The 23,745-nt window shown below is 71.4% G+C and carries 25 protein-coding genes; 20 read left to right on the plus strand and 5 right to left on the minus strand.

Annotated features, from left to right (window positions below; all coding sequences use genetic code 11):
• Positions 1-95 precede the first annotated feature (95 nt).
• The 3 genes from ACFYNL_RS10490 to ACFYNL_RS10500 all read left to right on the plus strand — a co-directional run bounded on the left by ACFYNL_RS10490 (position 96) and on the right by ACFYNL_RS10500 (position 3,675).
• Positions 96-767: a TetR/AcrR family transcriptional regulator gene (locus tag ACFYNL_RS10490; protein ID WP_388799778.1), complete on the plus strand. Its 672-nt coding sequence runs from the start codon at positions 96-98 to the stop codon at positions 765-767.
• Between the two features lie 347 nt (positions 768-1,114).
• Positions 1,115-1,354 carry a heavy-metal-associated domain-containing protein gene (locus ACFYNL_RS10495; protein WP_388799781.1) on the plus strand — a complete coding sequence of 80 codons (240 nt, stop codon included), beginning with the start codon at positions 1,115-1,117 and terminating at the stop codon, positions 1,352-1,354.
• Between the two features lie 8 nt (positions 1,355-1,362).
• Positions 1,363-3,675: a heavy metal translocating P-type ATPase gene (locus tag ACFYNL_RS10500; RefSeq protein WP_388799784.1), complete on the plus strand. Its 2,313-nt coding sequence runs from the start codon at positions 1,363-1,365 to the stop codon at positions 3,673-3,675.
• Between the two features lie 642 nt (positions 3,676-4,317).
• Here ACFYNL_RS10500 and ACFYNL_RS10505 read toward each other — a convergent pair.
• Positions 4,318-5,607, minus strand: a complete 1,290-nt coding sequence (locus tag ACFYNL_RS10505; protein ID WP_388799787.1) for a citrate synthase — start codon at positions 5,605-5,607, stop codon at positions 4,318-4,320.
• Between the two features lie 263 nt (positions 5,608-5,870).
• Positions 5,871-8,120 carry an ATP-dependent RecD-like DNA helicase gene (locus tag ACFYNL_RS10510; protein WP_388799790.1) on the minus strand — a complete coding sequence of 750 codons (2,250 nt, stop codon included), beginning with the start codon at positions 8,118-8,120 and terminating at the stop codon, positions 5,871-5,873.
• A 527-nt stretch (positions 8,121-8,647) separates the two neighbouring features.
• Between ACFYNL_RS10510 and ACFYNL_RS10515 the strand changes: the two genes are divergently transcribed.
• Positions 8,648-8,818: a hypothetical protein gene (locus ACFYNL_RS10515; protein WP_019756725.1), complete on the plus strand. Its 171-nt coding sequence runs from the start codon at positions 8,648-8,650 to the stop codon at positions 8,816-8,818.
• Positions 8,819-8,906: 88 nt separating this feature from the next.
• On the opposite strand, the gene ACFYNL_RS10520 is transcribed toward ACFYNL_RS10515, so the two are convergent.
• Positions 8,907-9,779 carry an alpha/beta fold hydrolase gene (locus ACFYNL_RS10520; protein ID WP_388799793.1) on the minus strand — a complete coding sequence of 291 codons (873 nt, stop codon included), beginning with the start codon at positions 9,777-9,779 and terminating at the stop codon, positions 8,907-8,909.
• A 123-nt stretch (positions 9,780-9,902) separates the two neighbouring features.
• Between ACFYNL_RS10520 and ACFYNL_RS10525 the strand changes: the two genes are divergently transcribed.
• A complete protein-coding gene (locus tag ACFYNL_RS10525) occupies positions 9,903-10,352 on the plus strand; it encodes a MarR family transcriptional regulator (RefSeq protein ID WP_388800601.1) in 450 nt (149 codons plus the stop codon).
• Between the two features lie 272 nt (positions 10,353-10,624).
• Here the strand turns inward: ACFYNL_RS10525 and ACFYNL_RS10530 are convergent, their stop codons facing one another.
• Complete coding sequence (locus ACFYNL_RS10530; RefSeq protein WP_019756724.1) at positions 10,625-10,990, minus strand: hypothetical protein; 366 nt, start codon at positions 10,988-10,990, stop codon at positions 10,625-10,627.
• A 252-nt stretch (positions 10,991-11,242) separates the two neighbouring features.
• Here ACFYNL_RS10530 and ACFYNL_RS10535 point away from each other — a divergent pair, with 252 nt between their 5' ends.
• The 15 genes from ACFYNL_RS10535 to ACFYNL_RS10605 all read left to right on the plus strand — a co-directional run bounded on the left by ACFYNL_RS10535 (position 11,243) and on the right by ACFYNL_RS10605 (position 22,629).
• The gene (locus ACFYNL_RS10535; RefSeq protein WP_388799797.1) at positions 11,243-12,259 is read left to right on the plus strand and encodes a LacI family DNA-binding transcriptional regulator; all 1,017 of its coding nucleotides are present in this window, start codon (positions 11,243-11,245) and stop codon (positions 12,257-12,259) included.
• Positions 12,256-13,785, plus strand: a complete 1,530-nt coding sequence (locus ACFYNL_RS10540; protein ID WP_388799800.1) for a sugar ABC transporter ATP-binding protein — start codon at positions 12,256-12,258, stop codon at positions 13,783-13,785. Before ACFYNL_RS10535 ends, ACFYNL_RS10540 begins: the two co-directional genes overlap by 4 nt.
• Positions 13,775-15,730, plus strand: a complete 1,956-nt coding sequence (locus ACFYNL_RS10545) for a substrate-binding domain-containing protein (protein WP_388799803.1) — start codon at positions 13,775-13,777, stop codon at positions 15,728-15,730. The genes ACFYNL_RS10540 and ACFYNL_RS10545 overlap by 11 nt, the downstream gene beginning before the upstream one ends.
• A gap of 119 nt (positions 15,731-15,849) precedes the next feature.
• On the plus strand, positions 15,850-16,839 hold the full coding sequence (locus tag ACFYNL_RS10550) for a ribokinase (RefSeq protein ID WP_388799805.1): 990 nt from the start codon (positions 15,850-15,852) through the stop codon (positions 16,837-16,839).
• A complete protein-coding gene (gene rbsD, locus ACFYNL_RS10555) occupies positions 16,836-17,225 on the plus strand; it encodes a D-ribose pyranase (RefSeq protein ID WP_388799808.1) in 390 nt (129 codons plus the stop codon). The genes ACFYNL_RS10550 and rbsD overlap by 4 nt, the downstream gene beginning before the upstream one ends.
• A 255-nt stretch (positions 17,226-17,480) precedes the next feature.
• Positions 17,481-17,912, plus strand: a complete 432-nt coding sequence (locus ACFYNL_RS10560) for a DUF937 domain-containing protein (RefSeq protein WP_388799811.1) — start codon at positions 17,481-17,483, stop codon at positions 17,910-17,912.
• A gap of 44 nt (positions 17,913-17,956) precedes the next feature.
• Positions 17,957-18,289, plus strand: coding sequence for a gas vesicle protein (locus ACFYNL_RS10565; protein WP_388799814.1), 333 nt, complete (start codon positions 17,957-17,959; stop codon positions 18,287-18,289).
• A gap of 51 nt (positions 18,290-18,340) precedes the next feature.
• Positions 18,341-18,808, plus strand: a complete 468-nt coding sequence (gvpJ, locus tag ACFYNL_RS10570) for a gas vesicle protein GvpJ (RefSeq protein WP_388800604.1) — start codon at positions 18,341-18,343, stop codon at positions 18,806-18,808.
• Between the two features lie 8 nt (positions 18,809-18,816).
• Positions 18,817-19,530, plus strand: coding sequence for a GvpL/GvpF family gas vesicle protein (locus tag ACFYNL_RS10575; RefSeq protein WP_388799817.1), 714 nt, complete (start codon positions 18,817-18,819; stop codon positions 19,528-19,530).
• 49 nt (positions 19,531-19,579) lie between these two features.
• Positions 19,580-19,846, plus strand: coding sequence for a gas vesicle protein GvpG (locus tag ACFYNL_RS10580; protein ID WP_019755480.1), 267 nt, complete (start codon positions 19,580-19,582; stop codon positions 19,844-19,846).
• Positions 19,847-19,898: 52 nt separating this feature from the next.
• The gene (locus ACFYNL_RS10585; protein WP_388799820.1) at positions 19,899-20,432 is read left to right on the plus strand and encodes an ABC transporter substrate-binding protein; all 534 of its coding nucleotides are present in this window, start codon (positions 19,899-19,901) and stop codon (positions 20,430-20,432) included.
• A gap of 134 nt (positions 20,433-20,566) precedes the next feature.
• Positions 20,567-21,004: a gas vesicle protein gene (locus ACFYNL_RS10590; RefSeq protein WP_388799823.1), complete on the plus strand. Its 438-nt coding sequence runs from the start codon at positions 20,567-20,569 to the stop codon at positions 21,002-21,004.
• The gene (locus ACFYNL_RS10595; RefSeq protein WP_388799826.1) at positions 21,001-21,945 is read left to right on the plus strand and encodes a GvpL/GvpF family gas vesicle protein; all 945 of its coding nucleotides are present in this window, start codon (positions 21,001-21,003) and stop codon (positions 21,943-21,945) included. The genes ACFYNL_RS10590 and ACFYNL_RS10595 overlap by 4 nt, the downstream gene beginning before the upstream one ends.
• Complete coding sequence (locus ACFYNL_RS10600) at positions 21,942-22,247, plus strand: gas vesicle protein (RefSeq protein ID WP_388799829.1); 306 nt, start codon at positions 21,942-21,944, stop codon at positions 22,245-22,247. The genes ACFYNL_RS10595 and ACFYNL_RS10600 overlap by 4 nt, the downstream gene beginning before the upstream one ends.
• Positions 22,231-22,629, plus strand: a complete 399-nt coding sequence (locus ACFYNL_RS10605) for a gas vesicle protein K (RefSeq protein ID WP_388799831.1) — start codon at positions 22,231-22,233, stop codon at positions 22,627-22,629. Before ACFYNL_RS10600 ends, ACFYNL_RS10605 begins: the two co-directional genes overlap by 17 nt.
• Before the next feature lie 51 nt (positions 22,630-22,680).
• Here ACFYNL_RS10605 and ACFYNL_RS10610 read toward each other — a convergent pair whose 3' ends face one another.
• Positions 22,681-23,727: a LacI family DNA-binding transcriptional regulator gene (locus tag ACFYNL_RS10610; protein WP_388799834.1), complete on the minus strand. Its 1,047-nt coding sequence runs from the start codon at positions 23,725-23,727 to the stop codon at positions 22,681-22,683.
• Between the last annotated feature and the right edge of the window lie 18 nt (positions 23,728-23,745).

The raw sequence follows: 23,745 nt of genomic DNA on the forward strand, positions 1-23,745 counted from the left end.
ATAGACTGACAAACACGAGACATCGCTCGCGTTTCCTTAGAATGCGAGCGACTGCTCGCGTTTGTCAATCGCGTTCGGAGAGCTGGGGATAACGCGTGTCCGCCAACCGGGAGAAGGCCGGCCAGGCCCATCAGGAGAAGGAACAGCCGCGCCGCCGCCAGGCCCGCGGTGAGCGCCGTGTCGCCCAACTGCTCGACGCCGCGGCCAGCGTCTTCACCACCACCGGCTACACGGCCGCCAGCACCAACGCCATCGCCCGCGAGGCCGGCGTCTCACCGGGCACGCTCTATCAGTTCTTCCCGAACAAGGAAGCGATCGCGATCGAGCTGGGCACCCGGCTCATGCACGAGATGCGCGAGACCTACGGCGAGGCGCTCGCGCCGGTCGACCCCGCCACCCCGGTGGAGGAGGCGGTCGGCTCGGCCGTCGACCGGTTCATCGCGTTCAACTGCGAGCACCCCGTCTTCTTCGCGCTGATGCACGGCCCCGACATCCCCGGCCGTATCGCCGAGGAGCACGACGCCCTGCACGCGACCCTGCTCTCCCGCATCGAGGACCTGCTCTCCTCGCTGCTCCCGGAAGCCCCGCCGGCCGACCTCACCCGCACCGCGCACATGTGCCTGGGGATGTACAAGGCGGGCCTGGAGCTGATCCTCGCCCACGAGGGAGCCGAGCGGGACGCCTATGTGCGGGAGCTGAAGAACGCCCTGATCCGCTACCTCGACCCACTGGTGGGCGACAGACTCGGACACCTCGACTCGGCCTGACCCGACGGGGCCCGCCCGGAGCACACCGCCCCGCCCGGAGCACACCGCCCGCCCGGAACACACCGCTCCCGCCCGGAGCACACCGCCCGCCCGGGAATACGCCCGCCCGCTGTGGACACCCGTCGATCCCGGAGAACCACCCGCGCTCGGGGCACCCGTCCACCCCGCAGAACCACCACCCACGCTCCGGGCACCCGCCCACCCGGAGAGCATCCACCACGCCCCGAGGCCACCCCCACGGATCCACGAAGACCCTTCTTGGATTAATACCCCGTAGGGGTATACCGTGGAATCCGAAGGGCCCCCGCGGGCCCGTCAGCCCCACACGCCTCGACGAGGAGAACGACATGACCGCCCAGACCGACACCCCGGGTTCCGTCACCACCGTCTACAAGGTGAGCGGCATGAGCTGCGGGCACTGCGAGGGCGCCGTCTCCGGCGAGATCTCCGAGCTGCCCGGTGTCGGCTCGGTGCAGGCCGTCGCCTCGACCGGTGAGGTCACCGTGGTCTCGGCCGCCCCGCTCCACGAGGAGGCCGTCCGCGCGGCCGTCGACGAGGCCGGCTTCGAACTGGTCGGCAAGGCCTGAGTCTGGCCATGTCCCGCACCACCGACCAACCGTCGATAGTCGGACCGGCCGACGGGGCCGAGGCAGCCGTGGCGCACGCCTCGGCCGGGTCCACCGGCACCGCCGAGGTCGAGCTGCTCATCGGCGGGATGACCTGCGCCTCCTGCGCCGCCCGCGTCGAGAAGAAGCTCAACCGCATGGACGGCGTCACCGCCACGGTGAACTACGCCACGGAGAAGGCGAGGGTCAGCCACTCCGCGGACGTCCAGGTCGCCGACCTGATCGCCACCGTGGAGAGAACCGGGTACACGGCACAGGAGCCCCTTCCGCCGGAACCCGCCCCCCAGGAGTCCCCGGACGCGTCCCGGACGCCCCCGGAAGACTCCGAACCGGCCGCTTACCGGCAGCGCTTCACCGTCTCGGCCCTGCTCGCCGTCCCGGTCGTCCTGCTGTCGATGATCCCGGCGCTGCAGTTCGACAACTGGCAGTGGCTCGCGCTCACCCTCGCCTCGCCGGTCGTGGTCTGGGGCGGACTGCCCTTCCACCGGGCCGCCTTCACGAACGCCCGGCACGGGGCGGCGACCATGGACACCCTGGTCTCCCTGGGCACGCTGGCCGCCTACACCTGGTCCCTGTGGGCCCTGTTCCTGGGCGACGCCGGCATGACGGGTATGCGCCACGACTTCGAGTTCACCGTCTCGCGCGCGGACGGCGCCTCGCAGATCTACCTCGAAGTGGCCTGCGGAGTCATCGCCTTCATCCTCCTCGGCCGCTATCTGGAGGCCCGAGCGAAGCGGCGCGCGGGCGCGGCGCTGCGCGCCCTCATGGAACTCGGCGCGAAGGACGTGGCCGTCCTGCGGGACGGGCGCGAGGTCCGGGTCCCGGTCGACTCACTCGCCGTCGGCGACCGGTTCGTCGTACGGCCCGGCGAGACGATCGCCACCGACGGCACCGTCGTCGAGGGCGCCTCCGCGGTCGACGCCTCCATGCTGACCGGCGAGTCCGTACCGGTGGACGTGACCGCCGGGGACGCGGTCACCGGCGCGACGGTCAACACCGCCGGGCGCCTCGTCGTCGAGGCCACCCGGGTCGGCTCCGACACCCGGCTCGCGCGGATGGCCAGGCTGGTGGAGGACGCGCAGAACGGCAAGGCCGAGGTGCAGCGGCTCGCGGACCGCGTCTCCGCGGTCTTCGTCCCCGTGGTGATCGTCCTCGCGGTCGCCACCTTCGGCGTGTGGTTCGGCGCCACCGACGACACCGTCGCCGCGTTCACCGCGGCCGTCGCGGTGCTGATCATCGCCTGTCCCTGCGCCCTGGGACTCGCCACGCCCACGGCCCTCATGGTCGGCACGGGCCGTGGCGCCCAGCTCGGCATCCTCATCAAGGGGCCCGAGGTCCTGGAGTCCACGCGCCGCGTCGACACCGTCCTGCTGGACAAGACCGGCACGGTCACCACAGGCCGTATGACCCTTCAGCGGGTCCACGCCGCCGAGGGCGCCGACGAGGAGCAGGTGCTGCGGCTCGCGGGCGCCGTGGAACACGCCTCGGAGCACCCGGTCGCCCGTGCCGTCGCCCTGGGCGCCGAGGAGCGGGTCGGTCCACTGCCGCAGGTCGAGGAGTTCCGGAACGTGCCCGGGCGGGGCGCACGCGGGCGCGTGCAGGGCCATGACGTGACGGTCGGGCGGCTCGCCGAGCAGACCGCCGGGCTTCCCGCCGAACTCGCCCGCGCCAAGGCGCAGGCCGAGCAGGAGGGCCGTACGGCCGTCGTGGTCGCCTGGGACGGTTCCGTGCGCGGGGTCCTCGCGGTCGCCGACGCGGTGAAGGAGACCAGCGCCGAGGCGGTGCGCGAGCTGCGCGCGCTGGGCCTCACCCCGGTCCTGCTGACCGGGGACAACAGGGCCGTCGCCGAGTCGGTCGCGCAGGCGGTCGGTATCGATCAGGTGATCGCGGAGGTCCTGCCCGAGGACAAGGCCGAGACCGTACGGCGGCTCCGCCGCGAGGGCAGGTGCGTCGCCATGGTCGGTGACGGCGTCAACGACGCGGCGGCGCTCGCCACCGCCGATCTGGGTCTCGCCCTGGGGACGGGGACTGACGCGGCGATCGAGGCCGGCGACCTGACGCTGGTGCGCGGGGACCTGCGGGTGGCGGCGGACGCGATCCGGCTGTCCCGCAGGACGCTGGGCACGATCAAGGGCAACCTCGTGTGGGCCTTCGGGTACAACGTCGCCGCGTTGCCGCTGGCCGCCGCCGGGTTGCTGAACCCGATGATCGCGGGGGCCGCGATGGCCTTCTCGTCCGTGTTCGTGGTCACCAACAGCCTGCGGCTGCGGACGTTCCGGTGAATTCGTAGTAAGAACCCCGCTGGGCCCCTCTGGAGTCCCGCGCCCGGCTCACATAAGCTCTTCACAAGACTCGCGCATCGTCCTTACGCTGGGGTCTCGATCGCCGTATCGGGGCTCTTGCGCATCTAACGGACATATGCAAGAGACGCAGATCACAGTGATGTGAACGTAACCATCGAAGGGGTTCGAAGGTCTAAGTTGACGATGTCAGTCGGCGTCTTGGGGGGCGCCACCTGGCATCTGGGGATGTCTTGGGGGACTTCCTCAGAGTTGCGTCGCCGGGGCACGCACCTCGGGAAGCTTTGAGCGGCCGTCCCGAGCGTGCGCTGTCCCGGCAGATCGCACACCACAACCGCATACATGAGTACGTCGAGTTCTGCTCGTTTAGCTCAACAGCGATTTCAGGCGCTGACTTCACAGACGCCCGGCCGGATCCCGTGGGGGGAATCCGCACCGGGACATGGGAAGGCGCCCTGGACGTCGGCCCGTGGGGGGACCGCCGCCAGGGCGCCTTCTGTCATAGGGGCAGGCCCGTCATACGGGCAGCCCCGCAAGGCCCGTCCCAGCCAAGCCGCCCGCGCACGCACGCACGAAAGCCCCGCACCCGGCCGACGCCGGACACGGGGCTCCTGGTGACGAGGCTCAGCGCTCCTCGACGGGAACGAAGTCGCGCTCCACGACGCCGGTGTAGATCTGGCGCGGGCGGCCGATGCGCGAACCCGGCTCCTTGATCATCTCGTGCCACTGGGCGATCCAGCCCGGCAGCCGGCCGAGGGCGAACAGGACCGTGAACATCTCGGTCGGGAAGCCCATGGCCCGGTAGATCAGGCCGGTGTAGAAGTCGACGTTCGGGTAGAGGTTGCGCGAGACGAAGTAGTCGTCGGAGAGCGCGTGCTCCTCCAGCTTCAGCGCGATGTCCAGCAGCTCGTCGGACTTGCCGAGGGCCGAAAGGACGTCGTGCGCGGCAGCCTTGATGATCTTGGCGCGCGGGTCGAAGGACTTGTACACCCGGTGGCCGAAGCCCATCAGGCGGACGCCGTCCTCCTTGTTCTTCACCTTGCGGATGAAGGAGTCGACGTCGCCGCCGGCGTCGCGGATGCCCTCCAGCATCTCCAGCACCGACTGGTTGGCACCGCCGTGCAGCGGGCCCCACAGGGCGTTGATGCCCGCGGAGATCGAGGCGAACATGTTCGCCTGCGAGGAGCCGACCAGGCGGACCGTGGAGGTCGAGCAGTTCTGCTCGTGGTCCGCGTGCAGGATCAGCAGCTTGTCCAGGGCCGCGACCACGATCGGGTCGAGCTCGTACTCCTGCGCCGGCACCGAGAAGGTCATGCGCAGGAAGTTCTCGACGTAGCCGAGGTCGTTGCGCGGGTAGACGAACGGGTGGCCGATCGACTTCTTGTACGCGTACGCCGCGATCGTCGGAAGCTTGGCGAGCAGGCGGATCGTCGAGAGGTTGCGCTGACGCTCGTCGAACGGGTTGTGGCTGTCCTGGTAGAAGGTGGACAGCGCCGAGACGACCGAGGACAGCATCGCCATCGGGTGGGCGTCGCGCGGGAAGCCCTTGTAGAAGTTCTTGACGTCCTCGTGCAGCAGGGTGTGCTGGGTGATGTCGTTCTTGAACGTCGCGAGCTCGTCGACGGTGGGCAGCTCGCCGTTGATCAGCAGGTACGCCACCTCCAGGAAGGTGGAGCGCTCGGCCAGCTGCTCGATCGGGTAGCCGCGGTGCCGGAGGATGCCCTGCTCACCGTCGAGGTAGGTGATGCCGGATTTATAGGCGGCGGTGTTGCCGTAGCCGCTGTCCAGGGTCACGAGACCGGTCTGGGCTCGGAGCTTGCCGATGTCGAAGCCCTTGTCACCGACGGTGCCGTCGATCACCGGGTAGGTGTACTCGTTGCCGTCGTACCGCAGTACTACAGAGTTGTCGCTCACGTCTTCCCTCACCGACGTTGTGCCTCATCTTCGAGGTTGCCCTGACTGTCTCTACCCTCCCCCATTCGGCTCAGGAGAGTGCACTCGGGGTCGACCATTGGGCCTATTGGCGGCACTGAGTGCCGCCAACCTGTCATCCTGCCCGCTGTTTTCCCCATCTGGAAGTGCTCTGTGACCTTCACGACTCGTTTGATCGATCATTTTTTTCGGGCCCCCACGAACCGGCAGGTCAGGGAGTTGACCGAGCGGGAGTCGGTCACCGGTCAGAAGCCGGCGAGCCGGTGGTCGAGCGCCGTGCACCGCCGCCCCGCGGAGACCGTGCGCACCGCCTGACCGATCGCCTTGCGCGACCCCACGAGGACGACCAGCCGCTTGGCCCGGGTCACCGCCGTGTAGAGCAGGTTCCGCTGGAGCATCATCCATGCACCGGTGGTGACCGGGATCACCACGGCGGGATATTCACTCCCCTGTGAACGGTGGATCGTCACCGCGTACGCGTGCGCCAGTTCGTCCAGTTCGTCGAAGTCGTACGGCACCTCCTCGTCCTCGTCGGTCAGCACCGTCAGGCGCTGCTCGACCGGGTCGAGCGAGGTGACCACGCCCACGGTGCCGTTGAAGACGCCGTTCTCCCCCTTCTCGTAATTGTTGCGGATCTGAGTGACCTTGTCGCCGACGCGGAAGACCCGGCCGCCGAACCTCTTCTCCGGCAGATCCGGGCGTCCGGGGGTAATGGCCTGCTGGAGCAGGCCGTTCAGGGTGCCGGCGCCGGCGGGGCCGCGGTGCATGGGGGCGAGGACCTGCACGTCCCGGCGCGGGTCGAGGCCGAACTTCGCCGGGATCCGGCGGGCCGCGACATCCACCGTGAGCCGTCCGGCCTCCTCCGTGTCGTCCTCGACGAAGAGGAAGAAGTCCTTCATGCCGTCGGTGACGGGATGCTGCCCGGCGTTGATCCGGTGCGCGTTGGTCACCACACCGGACTGCTGCGCCTGCCGGAACACCCGGGTCAGCCGCACGGCCGGGATCGGCCCGCCGTCGGCCAGGAGGTCCCTCAGGACCTCGCCCGCGCCCACGCTGGGCAACTGGTCGACGTCACCGACGAAGAGCAGATGGGCGCCCGGCGGTACGGCCTTGGCCAGCTTGTTGGCGAGCAGCAGGTCCAGCATGGACGCCTCGTCGACCACCACCAGGTCGGCCTGGAGCGGCCGGTCCTTGTCGTAGGCCGCGTCACCGCCGGGCTTCAGCTCCAGGAGGCGGTGGACGGTGGAGGCCTCGGCGCCGGTGAGTTCGGACAGGCGCTTGGCGGCGCGTCCCGTCGGGGCGGCGAGCACGACCCTGGCCTTCTTGGCACGGGCCAGCTCCACGATCGAGCGCACGGTGAAGGACTTGCCGCAGCCGGGACCGCCGGTGAGGACGGCGACCTTCTGCGTCAGCGCCAGCTTGACGGCCGCCTCCTGTTCGGGGGCCAGGTCGGCGCCCGTGCGGCCCTTCAGCCAGCCCAGCGCCTTGTCCCAGGCCACCTCACGGAAGCCCGGCATCCGGTCCTCGTCCGTGCGCAGCAGCCCCAACAGCTGGGCGGACAGGGAGAGTTCGGCCCGATGGAAGGGGACGAGGTAGACGGCGGTGACCGGCTCCGAGCCGCCGTCCGGGCCGGGGACCTTCTCCCGGACCACCCCGGGATCGCCGCCGTCCTCGGGGACCTGGGCCAGCTCCGCGAGGCACTCGATGACCAGCCCGGTGTCGACCTGGAGCAGCTTCACCCCGTCCGCGATCAGCCGCTCCTCGGGGAGGTAGCAGTTGCCCTGGTCGGTGGCCTGCGACAGGGCGTACTGCAGTCCCGCCTTCACGCGCTCCGGGCTGTCGTGCGGGATGCCGACGGACTGGGCGATCTTGTCGGCGGTGAGGAAGCCGATGCCCCAGACGTCGGCCGCCAGCCGGTAGGGATGGTTCTTCACGACCGAGATCGAGGCGTCGCCGTACTTCTTGTAGATGCGGACCGCGATCGACGTCGAGACCTCGACGGTCTGGAGGAAGAGCATGACCTCCTTGATCGCCTTCTGTTCTTCCCAGGCGTCGGCGATCTTCCTGGTGCGCTTGGGGCCGAGGCCCGGCACCTCGATGAGCCGCTTGGGCTCCTCCTCGATGATCTTCAGGGTGTCCATGCCGAAGTGCTGGGTGATGCGGTCGGCGAAGACCGGGCCGATGCCCTTGACCAGTCCGGAGCCGAGGTAGCGGCGGATGCCCTGGACCGTGGCCGGCAGGACGGTCGTGTAGTTCTCGACGGTGAACTGCTTGCCGTACTGCGGGTGGGAGCCCCAGCGGCCCTCCATGCGCAGCGACTCGCCGACCTGGGCGCCGAGCAGCGCGCCGACGACGGTGAGGAGGTCACCGCCGCCTCTGCCGGTGTCCACCCGGGCGACCGTGTAGCCGTTCTCCTCGTTGGCGTAGGTGATGCGCTCCAACACGCCTTCGAGCACCGCCAGTCGCCGCTCACCGCTCCCCGCCTGATTGGACATGATCCGAACGCTACCGCCCGGGTACGACAGCCGAGGGGGCGCGAGCCGGAATGCGCTCCCCATAAAGCAACCGATCAGTATGCGGAAGATCGCTCAGCTTTCACGGTGAATTCACAAGGAAGCTCGAAGATTTACAGTTCAAGCATCCTCGGGGCGTCTTTCGGTTTCCTTTCTCGTGCCAGAATCCAGGGGATTGCCAAAAGGGGGAACGGAGTCGATTCCGGAGCGACCGTGATACCGATGCCTCCCCCGGGCCCGAACGCCCCCCGGCCCGCGTACACCGCCGGGAGGTTGCTCGTCGGCCTGTGCGCGGTCGGCACGTTGGCGCTGCTCGTGATGGCTCCGGCGCTTTCCGGTCACCACGCGATCGTGGCTCCGGGACCGTCCGCGCCGAGCGGGAACACCTCCGGCGCTCCCCTTTCGACGCGCACACCCGGTTCGGAATTCCCTGCCTCTCCGAGACCGGGACCGGATTGATATCCGCCCGTCCAGGACCTTCCCCCCGAACACACGAGGACGAGGAGACGATGTCACCCCAGGCCCAGAGTGTCGCCCTGTGGATCCTGTCGCTGGCCATCAACGTCACGGCGGCGTGCGCGGGGATCGCGTGGGGATGGGAGGTCTTCGCGCCCTTCCTGCTGCCGGCGTTCGGGTCGGTCGTCGGGGCGTCGCTGGTGAGTTACAGCCTGCGGCGGTGAGGCCGGCCGGCGGGCCGGGCCCCGGGTCGCCTACGGCGGTACGCCGACCGGCACACGCGACCGGCACCCTCGCGGGACGGGCCGGCGCTCAGCCCGTGGAGCGGGTGAGGAAGTCGGTGAAACGGCGGCCCACCTCGGCCGGAGCCGCGAGCGGCAGGGCGTGGTGGGAGACCTCCGGCAGCGTGATCGCCGTGACGCGCGGCAGCAGCGCTTCGGCGCGGGCGGCCACCTCGGCGGGGTCATGGGCTCGGCTGCCTCCCGCGAGGAGCAGCAGGACCGGCAGCTCCAGGCGGCGCAGCGCGTCCGGCGCGGGGCGCGACCCGGTCACCGGCTGCAGGGCGGGGAAGCCTGCGGCCGCCTCCTGCAGCGCGAGCCAGTCCGGGTCGAGGGGCGCACCTCCCGTCTCCCACTCCAGGAAGGCGCGGACCCGCCGGGGTGTGGGCCGCAGCAGCATCGGCAGCGCGTGCCACAGGTAGCGCGGCCTGAACCCGGCGAAGCACTGGGTCGGGTCCAGCAGGACCAGGCGGCGCACCCGGTCGGGCGCGTGCAGGGCGTGGTGCAGCGCGATCCAGGCGCCGTACGAGTACCCGCCCAGGTCGGTCACGGCGAGGCCGAGGCCCTTGAGGAGGGCGTCCAGCCAGGCCGCCAGGTCGGCGAGCGTGCGCGGGTGGCGGTCGGCGGCGGGCGTGCTGCGCCCCGGGGCGCCGATCAGGTCGACGGCGTACAGCCGGTGGACCCGGGAGAGTTCGGCGGCCTGCCGGTACCAGGAGGCGGAGGTCGCGCCGCCACCGCCCGGCAGCAGGACGAGCGGGGGGCCGTCGGCCGGGCCGGACACGTTGACGTGCGTCACGCCGTGGGGCGTGGGCACGGCCGCGACCTCCACCGGCGCCGACCACGTGGACATGACCTGGTCGTAGGCGGCGTGAAAGGCGTGCATGTCGTACGTATCGCGAGCGCTCATGAGCGGCAACCCCCTATTATCTCGCTCACCGAGATACTTGTTCAGCGAGATGATAGCCGGAGGCGGCACGTGTCCGACCAGGAGTTCGAGGAGTCCGTCGACGGGGCCGGACGGACGCCCGAGATGGAGATCGTCCATCTGCTGCGTGCGGTGACTGTCGAACTGGGGATGCACAGCGCCCGGTTCGCCCAGCGCAACGGCATGCATCCCACGGACGTACGGGCGCTGATCGCCCTGATGGACGCCGCCCGCGCGGGCGAGGAGACCACCGCAGGACAGCTCGGCGCGGCGCTCGGACTGAACTCGGCGGGGACCACGGCACTCGTCGACCGGCTGGAGCGGGCGGGACATGTGCGGCGGGTGCGCAGCGACCGGGACCGCCGCAAGGTCACGGTCACGGTGGACGAGCGGGCCGTCGCCCTCGGGTGGCAGCACTTCGGACCGCTGATCGACCGGGCGGTGGATCTGCTGCACGGGTACGACGCGCGTGAACTCGCCGCCATCAGAGGCTTTCTGACGGGGATGCGGGAGGCTGCCCAGGAGGACCGGCAGCAGGCGACAGGGAGCGCGTGAACCCGGGGCCAGGACGGGCCACGCCGGACGCCGTCGCGGGAGGAGGGTGACGGACCCCCGTCGGGGAAAGGGGGCGGCGCACTCCGTCGCAGGAAGCGGGCGACGGACTCGTGACCCGCCGACCCGGGCGCACCGGGGGGCCATCCCCTCACGACCCGCGGCCTCGGCGCGGCCCGGCACTCCCCGGCCGCGGAGCACTCGCAGGCGAGCCACTCCCAGGCGGAGCACCCCGGGCAGCCCCCGACCGAACGAGAGGACAAGCCGCCCGGCGCTCACCCGCCCTGGGCCAGCACGTGGTCCAGCACCGCCTGGAAGTCCTCGGTCGGTGAGAACTCGACGAACTCGCAGTCCTCCAGGGCCACCGGGACATGGCCGGGCCCCCAGTAGTACGCCTGGCCCGCCTCGTAGTACTCCTCGCCCTCGGGCGTCAGCATCCGCAGCCGGCCCTTCAGCAGGTAGCCCCAGTGCGGGCACGGACAGGCGTCGCCTTCGAGGCCCTTGAGCGCGGGGCCCATGTCGGTCCCCTCGGGCAGGCTGACGTAACCGACGGACATGCCGCCGCCGATCGCCTTGCTGCGCACCTCCACGCCGTCACCGCCGACGATGACGGGTGCCTCCTCGCGCCTGGCTGCCGTCATGACTCCTCCGCTCCGGCCCACGAGGACCTTCGGCGCACGACCCCCGCACTTCCAGCGTGGATCGCCTCGTGACGGGCCGCGACATCACGATCCGGTCTCGGGGCGTGGTTGAGGGCTTGATTAATTTCCATGTAATCGATTCCATCCTCCCTAACACGTCGATGTAATCGATTCCACGAGCCTCGGGCACCGGGCGCCTGGCATCGGGCATCGGGCATCGACCCCAACGATCCACAAGGAGGTGGAACGGCGATGGCGAGCATCAAGGACGTCGCCGCCGAGGCGGGCGTCTCCGTCGCCACGGTCTCGCGCGTCCTGAACGACCATCCGTCGGTCAGCGCCGAGGCACGCACACGCGTCCTGGCCGCCGTCGAGACCCTGGGCTACCGCCCCAACGCCGTCGCCCGTTCCCTGCGCACCGACCAGACCCGCACCCTCGGCCTGGTCATCAGCGACGTGATGAACCCCTACTTCACCGAACTGGCCCGCTCCGTCGAGGAAGAGGCCCGCGCGCTCGGCTACAGCGTCGTCATCGGCAACGCCGACGAGCGGCCCGACCTGCAGGACCACCACGTCAGGACGCTGCTGGACCGCCGTATCGACGGCCTGCTGGTCTCCCCCACGGACGGCGGTTCCCCGCTGATGCTGGACGCCGCGCGGGCGGGGACGCCGATGGTGTTCGTGGACCGGTGGATCCCGGGGGTGGACGTGCCGGTGGTGCGGGCGGACGGGTGCGATGCCGTACGGGACCTCGTGGCGCATCTGCACGGCCTCGGCCACCGGCGGCTGGCGATCATCGCAGGACCGGCGGCGACCACGACCGGACGCGAGCGTGTGGATGCCTTTCGGGAGGCGCTCGCCGCGCTGGGGCTCGCGCTCCCGGACGTCTACATAGGCCAGGGCGACTTCCAGGCCGAGAGCGGACGTCGGGTCACCGAGGGCTTCCTCGACCTGCCGGAGCCCCCCGAGGTCGTTTTCGCGGCCGACAACCTGATGGCGCTCGGCGCCCTGGACGCCGTACGCGCGCGTGGGCTGCGCGTCCCGGACGACCTCGCGCTGGCCGCGTTCGACGACATCCCGTGGTTCGTGCACACCGACCCGCCGATCACGGCGATCGCCCAGCCGACGGGCGAGCTGGGCCGGGCCGCCGTGCGGGCCCTGGTCGACCGCATCGAGGGGCGGCCCCCCGCGTCCGTCACCCTCCCCGCCCGACTCGTCGTACGCCGCTCGTGCGGCGAGGACCCCGCACAGAACAGGAGCCAGACGTGAGCGACGCGGACGAGTTGCTGCGCATCGAGGGCGTACGGAAAGCCTTCCCGGGCGTGGTCGCGCTGGACGGCGTGGACTTCGATCTGCGCCGGGGCGAGGTGCATGTGCTGCTCGGTGAGAACGGCGCGGGCAAGAGCACCCTCATCAAGATGCTCTCCGGTGCCTACACACCCGACGCCGGGCGGATCCTGGTCGGCGGCGAGGAGACCCGTATCCAGGGGGCGCAGGACTCCGAACGGCTCGGGATCGCCACCATCTACCAGGAGTTCAACCTCGTTCCCGATCTGACGGTCGCGGAGAACATCTTCCTCGGCCGGCAGCCGCGCCGCTTCGGAATGATCGACCGGAAGAAGATGGACGCCGACGCCGAGGTCCTCCTCGCGCGCGTGGGCGTCGACGTCTCTCCGCGCGCGCGGGTCCGCGAACTCGGCATCGCGCGCCTGCAGATGGTCGAGATCGCCAAGGCGCTCAGCCTGGACGCGCGTGTGCTGATCATGGACGAGCCGACGGCCGTACTGACCTCCGAGGAGGTCGACAAGCTCTTCGCGATCGTGCGCAGGCTGCGCGAGGACGGCGTGGGGGTCGTCTTCATCACGCACCACCTGGAGGAGATCGCGGCGCTGGGCGACCGGGTGACGGTGATCCGGGACGGCCGAAGCGTCGGACAGGTCCCGGCCTCGACGCCGCAGGACGAGCTGGTACGGCTCATGGTGGGGCGCTCCATCGAGCAGCAGTACCCGCGGACACGGGCCGATCGCGGCGCCGCGCTGCTGACCGTCGAGGGGCTCACCCGGGACGGCGTCTTCCACGACGTCGGCTTCGAGGTGCACGCCGGTGAGGTCGTCGGTGTCGCGGGGCTGGTCGGCGCCGGTCGCACCGAGGTGGTGCGGGCGGTCTTCGGGGCCGACCCGTACGACAGGGGCAGCGTCAAGGTCGCCGGCGGCCCGGTCGCCAGGCACGACGTCAACGCGGCGATGGCCGCGGGCATCGGGCTGATCCCCGAGGACCGCAAGGGCCAGGGGCTGGTGCTGGACGCGTCGGTCGAGGAGAACCTCGGGCTGGTGACGCTGCGTTCGGCCACGCGCGCGGGGCTCGTCGACCGCAAGGGGCAGCGTGCGGCGGCCGAACGGATCGCCCGGCAGCTCGGGGTGCGGATGGCCGGACTCGGCCAGCATGTGCGCACCCTCTCCGGCGGCAACCAGCAGAAGGTCGTCATCGGCAAGTGGCTGCTCGCCGACACCAGGGTGCTGATCCTCGACGAGCCGACGCGCGGGATCGACGTCGGCGCGAAGGTCGAGATCTACCAGCTCATCAACGAACTCACCGCGCAGGGCGCCGCCGTGCTCATGATCTCCAGCGATCTGCCGGAGGTCCTCGGCATGAGCGACCGGGTCCTGGTGATGGCCCAGGGCCGGATCGCGGGCGAACTCACCTCCGGCGAGGCGACCCAGGACGCCGTGATGGCGCTCGCCGTCAGCAACCCCACTCACGAGAAGACCGAAACGGAGGCCACCCGTGGCCACTGACACGCTCAAGAGCTCGACGGGCGCGCGTGGCGCCTCGGGCGGCCTGCGCCGCATCCTGCTCGACAACGGCGCGCTGACCGCGCTCATCGTCCTCGTCGTCGCGATGTCGGCGCTGTCCGGCGACTTCCTGACGGCCGACAACCTCCTGAACGTCGGCGTCCAGGCGGCCGTGACCGCCATCCTCGCCTTCGGTGTCACCTTCGTCATCGTCTCGGCGGGCATCGACCTGTCGGTCGGCTCGGTCGCCGCCCTGTCGGCCACCGTCCTGGCCTGGAGCGCGACGTCGCAAGGCGTCCCGGTCCTCGTCGCCGTGCTCCTCGCCATCGCGACCGGCGCGGTGTGCGGCCTGGTCAACGGCTTCCTGATCTCGTACGGCAAACTCCCGCCGTTCATCGCGACGCTGGCCATGCTGTCGGTGGCCCGCGGTCTGTCCCTGGTGATCTCGCAGGGCTCCCCGATCGCCCTGCCCGACTCGGTCTCGCGTCTCGGTGACGCGCTCGGCGGCTGGCTGCCGGTGCCCGTGCTGGTGATGGTCGGCATGGGCCTGATCACGGCGTTCGTGCTGGGCCGGACGTACATCGGCCGTTCGATGTACGCGATCGGCGGCAACGAGGAGGCGGCCCGCCTGTCCGGTCTGCGGGTGCGGAGGCACAAGCTCGCGATCTACGCCTTCTCCGGGCTGTTCGCCGCCGCCGCGGGCATCGTGCTCGCCGCCCGGCTGTCCTCGGCTCAGCCGCAGGCCGCGCAGGGCTACGAACTCGACGCGATCGCGGCGGTCGTCATCGGTGGCGCCTCGCTCGCGGGGGGCACCGGCAAGGCGTCCGGCACGCTGATCGGCGCTCTGATCCTGGCGGTGCTGCGCAACGGCCTGAACCTGCTGTCGGTGTCCGCCTTCTGGCAGCAGGTCGTCATCGGCGTCGTCATCGCGCTGGCGGTGCTGCTGGACACGGTGCGGCGCAAGGCCGGGGCCGGCGTGGCGCCGTCGGGCGCCGGTCGGCCCGGCGACAAGGGCAGGCAGGCGGCGACGTACGTCCTCGCGGCCGTGGTCGCGGCGGCGATCGTCGGTGCCACGTCCTTCCTGCACGGCGGCTCGTCCTCGGCGACGACGCGGAAGGTGGGTCTTTCGCTGTCGACCCTCAACAACCCGTTCTTCGTGCAGATCCGGGCCGGCGCGGAGGCGCAGGCGAAGAAGCTGGGCGTCGACCTGACCGTCACCGACGCCCAGAACGACGCCTCCCAGCAGGCCAACCAGCTGCAGAACTTCACGTCGGAGGGCGTCGGCGCGATCATCGTCAACCCGGTGGACTCGGACGCGGCGGGTCCGTCGGTGCGGGCGGCCAACAAGGCCGACATCCCCGTCGTGGGAGTCGACCGCGGCGTCAACAAGGCGCGGACGGCGGCCCTGGTCGCCTCCGACAACGTCGAGGGCGGCGAGCTGGGCGCCAAGGCGCTCGCCGAGAAGCTGGGCGGCAAGGGCACCATCGTGATCCTGCAGGGTCAGGCCGGCACCTCCGCCAGCCGGGAGCGCGGCGCGGGCTTCGCCGAGGGCCTCAAGGCCTACCCGGGCATCAAGGTGGTCGCCAAGCAGCCGGCCGACTTCGACCGCGCCAAGGGCCTCGACGTCATGACCAACCTCCTCCAGGCCCACCCCGACATCGACGGCGTCTTCGCGGAGAACGACGAGATGGCGCTGGGTGCGGTCAAGGCGCTGGGGTCGAAGGCCGGCAAGTCGGTCCAGGTGGTCGGCTTCGACGGCACTCCGGACGGCCTGAAGGCGGTCGAGGCGGGCACGCTGTACGCCTCCGTCGCGCAGCAGCCCAAGGAACTCGGCAGGATCGCGGTCGACAACGCGCTGCGGGCGGCCGAGGGCAAGAGGACCGAGGAGATGGTGAAGGTGCCGGTGAAGGTGGTCACGAAGGAGAACGTGGCCGGTTTCGGCGGCTGACAGAAGGCGAACGGCGAACAGGCGGACGGCCGTTGCGGGAGCATGGGGCGGGCCCCGGCTCATACCGCACGGGGCCGTCCGCCTCACGTCACACGGGGACCTATCAGGGGAGCGACCTCATGTACGACTACGACCTGTTGGTCGTAGGGTCGGCCAACGCCGACCTGGTGATCGGCGTCGAGCGCCGACCGGGGGCCGGCGAGACCGTGCTCGGCTCCGACCTCGCCGTCCACCCGGGCGGCAAGGGCGCCAACCAGGCGGTCGCGGCCGCCCGTCTCGGCGCCCGTACGGCCCTGCTGGCCAGGGTCGGCGACGACGCGCACGGGCGGCTGCTGCTCGACTCGCAGCGGGCGGCCGGTGTGGACACGGTGGGCGTCCTGGTCGGCGGCGCGCCGACCGGCGTCGCCCTGATCACGGTGGACCCGTCCGGGGACAACAGCATCGTGGTCTCGCCGGGGGCCAACGGACGGCTCGCCCCGGACGACATACGGGCCGCCGCGAGCCTCTTCCAGGCGTCGCGGGTGGTCTCGGCCCAGTTGGAGATCCCGCTGGAGACGGTCGTGGAGGTCGTGCGCAGCCTGGCCGACGGCAGCCGCTTCGTGCTCAACCCGTCCCCGCCCCAGCCGCTGCCGACGGAGGTGTTGGCGGCCTGCGACCCGCTCATCGTGAACGAGCACGAGGCGAAGGTCATCCTCGGTGACTCCGCGGTGGGCGAGACCCCGGAGGACTGGGCGCGGATCCTGCTCGCCAAGGGGCCCCGGTCGGTGGTGGTGACCCTGGGGGCGCAGGGCGCGCTGGTGGCCTCCGCGGACGGGGTGACGCGGGTGCCGTCCGTGCGGGTGGACGCGGTGGACACGACGGGCGCGGGCGACGCGTTCACGGCCGCGCTGGCCTTCCGGCTCGGGGCGGGCTCGTCGCCGGTGGACGCGGCGGCGTACGCGGCACGGGTGGGGGCGGCGGCGGTCACGAAGGAGGGCGCGCAGGAGTCCTTCCCGACGGCGGCGGAGGTCGAGGCCGCGTGCGGTGCCCCTCCCAGGGACACGCCGCGGCCCCCCGGCCGGGGGTGGGACGGCGCGCCCCGTGAAGGCCGGCGAGGGGGATCCGAGTGAAGAAGGCCGGAATCCTCAATCGTCATCTCTGCGGCGCGCTGGCCGAGCTGGGTCACGGCGACGGTGTGCTGGTGTGCGACGCGGGCATGCCGATACCCGACGGCCCCCGAGTCGTCGACCTGGCCTTCCGGGCCGGGGTGCCGTCGTTCGCCGTGGTGCTGGACGGTCTGCTGGCCGAGCTGGCGGTGGAGGGGGCGACGGCGGCCTCGGAGGTCCGCGAGGCGAATCCGGCGGCGGCCGCCCTGCTGGAGCAGGAGTTTCCCGACCTGGAGCTGGTCACGCACGAGCGGCTCAAGGAGCTGTCGGCCGGGGCGCGGCTGGTCGTACGGACCGGGGAGGCGCGGCCGTACGCGAATGTGCTGCTGCACTGCGGGGTGTTCTTCTGACGCCCGGTGCGCGCTGAGGCTCGGGCAGATGCCCGGCGATGCCGGAAGAGGTTTCGAGGGGCCCGGTCCGTCGACCGGGCCCCTCGCGTTTTCCCCTCCCGTCGGAACCCCCGCGATCCCCCCAGATCCCCCTCCAAGAGTTCCGATGCCAAGTACGACCCGCCTGGGCCGGGAAGGGTTGCACGGTTTCCTGGAATTTCTTTTCCCACCGCCCTCGGCGTGCCGGTGAATCCGGTCGGACGTAGCGTTTCAGACATGTCAGAGGTAGCTGAGAACCCCCTCACGAGCCTTCAGGACGATGTGCTCGACGAACTCGGCGACGAGCGGATCGGGCGCATCGCGAGCCTGCTGGGCACGGACGAGACAGGGGCCCGGCAGATGGTCGGTACGACGGTGGCGGCGCTGTCCGATGAGGCGGAGGCGGTCGCGACCCCCCACGACGCCCCGCTCACCGGGGTGGCCACGCTGGGCGGCTTCGCCACGGGCGGCCTGATGGCCGGGCTGCTGGCCGAGGAGGCCGAGCCGGTCGCCGGCGCGGTGGCGCGCAGGACGGGGCTGCCGTCCGGTGCGGTGGCCCGGGTGGTGGAGATGGTGGTCCCGGTGGTGCTCGCGGTGCTCACCAAGCGGGCGGCAGGCAGGCAGCGCGCCGGGCAGGCGGTGCTGCGCCGCACGAGAGAAGTGGCGTGAGCTGCGCGTGGGACCGATGATGGAGGAACAGAGCGAGAAGGTGAATGATCACGAGCGATCGTGAGCCGCGCAAGGTGCGCTCCTCCGAACGGCAGACGCCCGCCGAGCCGCGGGTTTCCGCCGCCGGAGCGATCCGGTTCGCGATCGAGCAGCTCGGTGAGCTGCTGGGGAGGGCTCCCGAGTCGGTTTCCGCACTGAAGCCGACGGATCAGGGCTGGGAAGCCTCCGTAGAAGTAGTAGAGCTGGAACGCATTCCCGAGACGACCAGCGTGATGGCCAGTTACCACGTGGTTCTGGACCCGGAGGGGCAGCTGGTGTCGTACGAGCGTGGGCGTCGCTACACGCGCGCGCAGGTGGACCGGAGGGACGGCCGCTAGGTCGTCCCGCCCCCGCCGGGGAGTCGGGCCGGAAGGGACGGCACCGTGACTGTGGTGCCACAGGGCAACGGTGGTGCCGGCGTACCCGGGCCCGCGGGCGGCGGGGCCGGGTCGGGAAACCTGTACGACGTGCTGGAACTCGTGTTGGACCGGGGCCTGGTCATCGACGCGTTCGTACGGGTCTCCCTGGTCGGCATCGAGATTCTGAAGATCGACGCGCGCGTGGTGGTCGCCAGCGTCGACACGTATCTGCGCTTCGCCGAGGCGTGCAACCGGCTGGATCTGGAGTCGGGCCGCAAGGCACCCTCCCAGCTCACCGACATCGTCGGTGACTCCGTGGAGAGCGGCGCCCGGGGCAAGAGCAAAGGGGCGCTGTCCGGCGCGGTCGAGGCGGTCAGCGAGTCGCTCAAGGGGCGCGGCGGTGACGAGGAGGGGGAGCGCGAGCGCACCCGCGAGAAGCGGCGTGAGCGCTCCGAGCACGGCTCGCAGCGCCGTTCCGCACGGGACCGGGAGGAGTGAGCGACCCGATGTCCGTGTATGTGTACGCGATCACCAAGGACTCCCATCCGCTGGACCTGGGCGGAACCAAGGGCGTGGGCGATCCCCCCGGTGAGGTGCGCGTGGTGCGGGGCGACTCCCTGTGCGCCGTCGTCAGCGAGGCCCCCGACGATCTGTCGGTGACGCGGCGCGACCTGTCGGCGCACCAGGAGGTCCAGGCACGGCTCTGGACGGACGGCACCGTGCTGCCGCTGAGCTTCGGGTTCGTCGCCGCGGACGACTCCGCCGTGCGCGGTGTGCTGGAGGAGCAGGCGCAGGCGTTCACGCAACGCCTGGACGAGTTGGCGGGGCGGGCGGAGTTCAACGTCAAGGGTGTCGTCGACGAGGACTGGGTGCTGCGTGCCGTCGTCGAGGAGAACGCACAGATCCGTGAGCTGAACCAGCGCACCCGTGAGGGCGGTGGGACGTACGAGGACCGGCTGGCGCTCGGCCAGATGGTGGCTCAGGAGGTGCAGGCCCGCCAGGACGCGATCGCCGCGGAAGTCGTCGCGGCGCTGCGGCCGCTCGCCGTGGCGGAGAAGGTCGCCGAGCCGTCGAAGCAGTACGTCGTGAACGCCTCCTTCCTGGTGGAGGAGGACCGTGCCGAGGAGTTCGACCGGGCCGGTCAGGACCTGGCGGAACGCTACGGCGAGGGTGTGGAGGTGCGGATGCGCGGGCCGCTGCCGCCGTACAGCTTCGTCTGAGGGACGCGCGGGGCGGCCGGGCCGGCCATGAGGAGCGCGAGGAGGTGCCGTGGGACTGGTCACCGGGATTCTGGGGCTGCCGTTCGCCCCCGTGCGGGGCATCGGCTGGGTGCTCGACAAGGTGGTGCGGACCGCCGAGGACGAGTACTACGACCCCGCTCCCGTGCAGGAGGGACTCGTGCAGCTGGAACGGGCGTGGACCGAGGGCCGGATCGACGACGAGGAGTTCGCACGGCAGGAGGAGGCCCTGCTGCACCGGTTGGAGGAGATCAGGGCCTACCAGCTGCGCCGGGGAGGGCAGCAGGGCGGGCCGTGAGGGGCCCGGGACCAGGGGCTGTCGACAGGCGGGTGAGGAAAGAAGACGGGCCATGAACAACGCGACGATCGGCGCCGCTCTGCTGGGCGGCTATGTGCTGGGGCGGACCAGGAAGGCCAAGCTCGCCCTCGGCCTCGGCGCGTTGCTCGCCGGATCGCGGATCAGGCCGGGCCAGGTCGGCAAGGCCCTCCAGGAGTCCCCTTCGGTGCACGACCTCACCGACCAGGTGCGCTCCGAACTGACGGACGCCGGCAAGGCTGCGGCGACGTCGGTCCTGACAGCGAAGGCCGACAGCCTCGCCGAGGCGCTCCACCAACGCACCGCGGGGCTGCGGGAGCGGACGCAGGGGCGGGCCGAGGACGAGGAAGGGGAGGAGGGGGAGAAGGGCGAGTGGGAGGAGGACGAGGAAGACGAGGAGGAGCAGGGCGAGGAGGAGGAAGAGAGCGCGGACGAAGACGCGGATGACGACGCGGACGAAAACGCGGACGACGACTACGAGGAAGGGGTGGACGAAGACCGGGAGCCCGACGACCGCTACGACGACACCGACGAGGAACCCCGCCCGACGCGCGGGCGCCGTGGGTGACCGCCGGTGTTCCGGGAAACGAGGTCGAGAACGCCGTGACCGAGCCCGTGCCCACCGGGTCCGCACCGTCACAGGGGATGTACCCCTACGGCGGCGGGGGATCCAGTGCGAACCTCGCAGACATACTCGAACGCGTGCTCGACAAGGGCATCGTCATCGTCGGCGACATCAAGATCAACCTGCTCGACATCGAGTTGCTGACCATCAAGCTCCGCCTCCTGGTGGCCTCGGTCGACAAGGCCAAGGAGATCGGCATCGACTGGTGGGAGCACGACCCCGCGCTCTCCTCCCGCGCCCATCGCGGGCGCACGCTGGAGGAGCAGAACGAGAGCCTGCGCACCGAGGTCGAGGAACTGCGCCGCAAGGTCGACAAGGCCGAGAAGGCGGAGCGGACTGAGCAGGCCCCGAAGGTCGAGAAGGCCGCGAAGGCGCGGCCCGCGGGCGAACTGCCCGCACGCGGCTCGGGCGAGCGGCGCCCGGAGACCCGGTCGCGGGAGACCGAGCGGGGTCCCGGCGCGGAGCCGCGCCGCATTCGCCGCAAGAAGGACGACGCCGAGGGCCGGGAGCCGTGAGCGGACAGCGGCTGAGATACGCGTACGCCGTGGTCCGTTCGTCCGGCTCGGCGGCGGCCGCGGCGCAGGCCGCGCTGTCCGGTGTCCGCGGTGTGGCGGACGCCCCGGTCACCCTGGTGCACTCGGGTCCGGTGGCCGCCGCGGTCAGCGCCGTGCCCGGGGAGGAGTTCTCCCAGGCGGCTCTCAGGGCGCGCCTGGAGGACCTCGCCTGGCTGGAGTCGACGGCCCGCGCCCACCACCTCGTCATCGAGACGCTCGCCGCCCGTACGACGGTCCTGCCGCTGCGGCTGGCCACCGTCTACCTCGACGAGAGCCGGGTCGAACGGATGCTGCGCGAACGGCAGGACGTGTTCACCGCGCTGCTCGACCGGTTCGACGACCATGTGGAGTGGGGCGTGAAGGTGTACGCCGAGACCCCGGCCTCTTCCGAGCCCGCTCCTCCGCCCGCGGCGTCCGGCGCCCTGGTGGCCGACCCGGCCCCCGGACGCGCGTATCTGCGCCGCCGCAGGCAGCACCACCAGGCGCACGAGGACATCCGGCGGTCCGCGGAGGAGGCCGTGCGCCGGACGGAGGAGCAGGCGCGGGGCCTGGCGGTGGAACGCGCCCGGCACCGCCCCCAGCAGGGCTCCCTCGCCCGCCCCGGCAGCGAGAACCTCGCCAACGACGCCTACCTCGTCCCTCGTCACCTGGCCGAACGGTTCCGCGACCGGATGCTGCACGCCGCCGACGACCTGCCCGGGGTACGGGTGGAGGTCACCGGCCCCTGGGCGCCGTACTCCTTCACGGAGTCGGCCGAGGGCGGCGCGCCCTCCCGGGGCAGCGGATCCACCGAGGGCACCGCACCGCCGGAGGGCACCGCACCGCCGGAGGGCACCGCACCGCCGAAAGGCACCGCACCGACGAAAGGCACCGCACCCCCGGAAGGGGCGCGACAGCGGTGACCGAGCACGAGGCGCACGGCGCATACCGGGCGAGCGGCTCCCCCGAAGCCGCCTACACCGACGACCGCCCCATCAGCGGCCGCCAGGTCGCGCTGATCGACCTGCTCGACCGGCTGCTGAGCGGCGGGGTCGTGCTCACCGGCGACCTCGTCCTGTCGATCGCCGACATCGACCTGGTGCGGATCTCGCTGCGCGCGGTGGTGATCGCCGTCCGCGAGCAGATGGAGGAGCAGTGGGCGCCCGTCCTCCCTGACCGGACGTCGCCCGTCGCGGACGAGGACACCGGTGACCGGCCCGGCTGACCGCCCGCCCCCCGACCGGCTGCGGGAGGTCGCTCAGGCCGCCCACCGCGCGTTCTCGCTGCTGCCCGCCCGGCCGGACGACATGGTTCCGCCGCCCGCGGGCCAGAGTGCCGCACGCCGGTTGCGCGCCGACCCCGACACGGTGGAACGGGACCTGGTCAAACTGGTCCTGACCATCGTCGAGTTGTTGCGCCAGCTGATGGAGCGCCAGGCACTGCACCGCGTCGACCAGGGCGATCTGACCGAGGAACAGGAGGAACGGCTGGGCCTGACCCTGATGCTCCTCCACGACCGGATGACAGAGCTGTGCGACCGCTACGGCCTCACCCTGGACGACCTCAACCTCGACCTGGGCCCGCTGGGCCCCCTGCTCCCGCCGTGAGACGCCCGCCCGCGCCCATGGGGCGGTGAAGCGGACGCCGTACCCCCGTGTTCAGTCCCGAGGCCCCCCGGACGACCCCCGCACCATCAGCTCCCCCCGGATGGTCGCGATCCCCCCGGGCGGCGGCTCCTCGCGCCCCATGGCGATCCGCCCGGCCCGCGCCCCCGCCTCCGAGAGCGGCAGCCTCACCGTCGTCAGCGAAGGCACCGCGTCGATGCTGAACGGAAGGTCGTCGAAACCGGCCACCGACACGTCCTCCGGGATCCGCAGCCCGGAGTCCCGCAGCGCGGCGCACGCGCCCAGCGCCACGGAGTCGTTCGCGGCGACCACGGCCGTGAGTGTGGGATCGCGGCGCAGCAGCTCCAGCGTCGCCTCGTAACCGGACTGCCGGTCGTAGCGGCCGTGGACGGTCCAGCGCTCGTCCTCCTGGATGCCGTGCGCCTGCAGCGCGGCCCGGTGGCCCTCCAGCCGGTGCCGGGTCGTCGTGCGCTCCTCCGGGCCCGCGATGTAGCCGAGCCGCCGGTGGCCCAGGCCGATCAGGTGCTCGGTGAGCTCACGGCCGCCCCCGCGGTTGTCGAAGGTCAGCGCGATCGCGCCGGTGTCCCGCGCCGGCGGGCGTCCGCACAGCACCACCCGGGTCCCGGCGTCCGTCAGCTTGCGCAGTTTCGAGGCCATCGCCGCCGCGTGCGGGGCGTCCTCCATGGCGCCGCCGGTCAGCACGACCGCGGCGGCCCGCTGGCGCTGGAGCAGCGTCAGATACGTCAGCTCACGCTCGGCGGAGCCCCCGGTGTTGCAGACCACGGCCAGCCGTTCCCCGCCCGCCCGCCCGCCCGGGCCGCCGATCTCCGACTGGATCGCGCTCGCCATGATCCCGAAGAAGGGGTCGGCGATGTCGTTGACCAGGATGCCGACCAGGTCGGAGGTGGCCGCGGCCAGCGCACTGGCCGGCCCGTTCAGTACGTAGTCCAGCTCGTCCACCGCGCGCAGCACCCGCTCCCGGGTGGAGGCGGCCACGGGGTAGTTCCCGTTCAGTACGCGCGACACCGTCGCGGGGGAGACCTGGGCGCGTGCCGCCACGTCCGCCAGGGTCACCGTCATCTCGTCTTCCTCCGGTCG

Origin of the sequence: Streptomyces sp. NPDC007808 (assembly GCF_042868655.1) — a bacterium.
Lineage (GTDB): Bacteria > Actinomycetota > Actinomycetes > Streptomycetales > Streptomycetaceae > Streptomyces.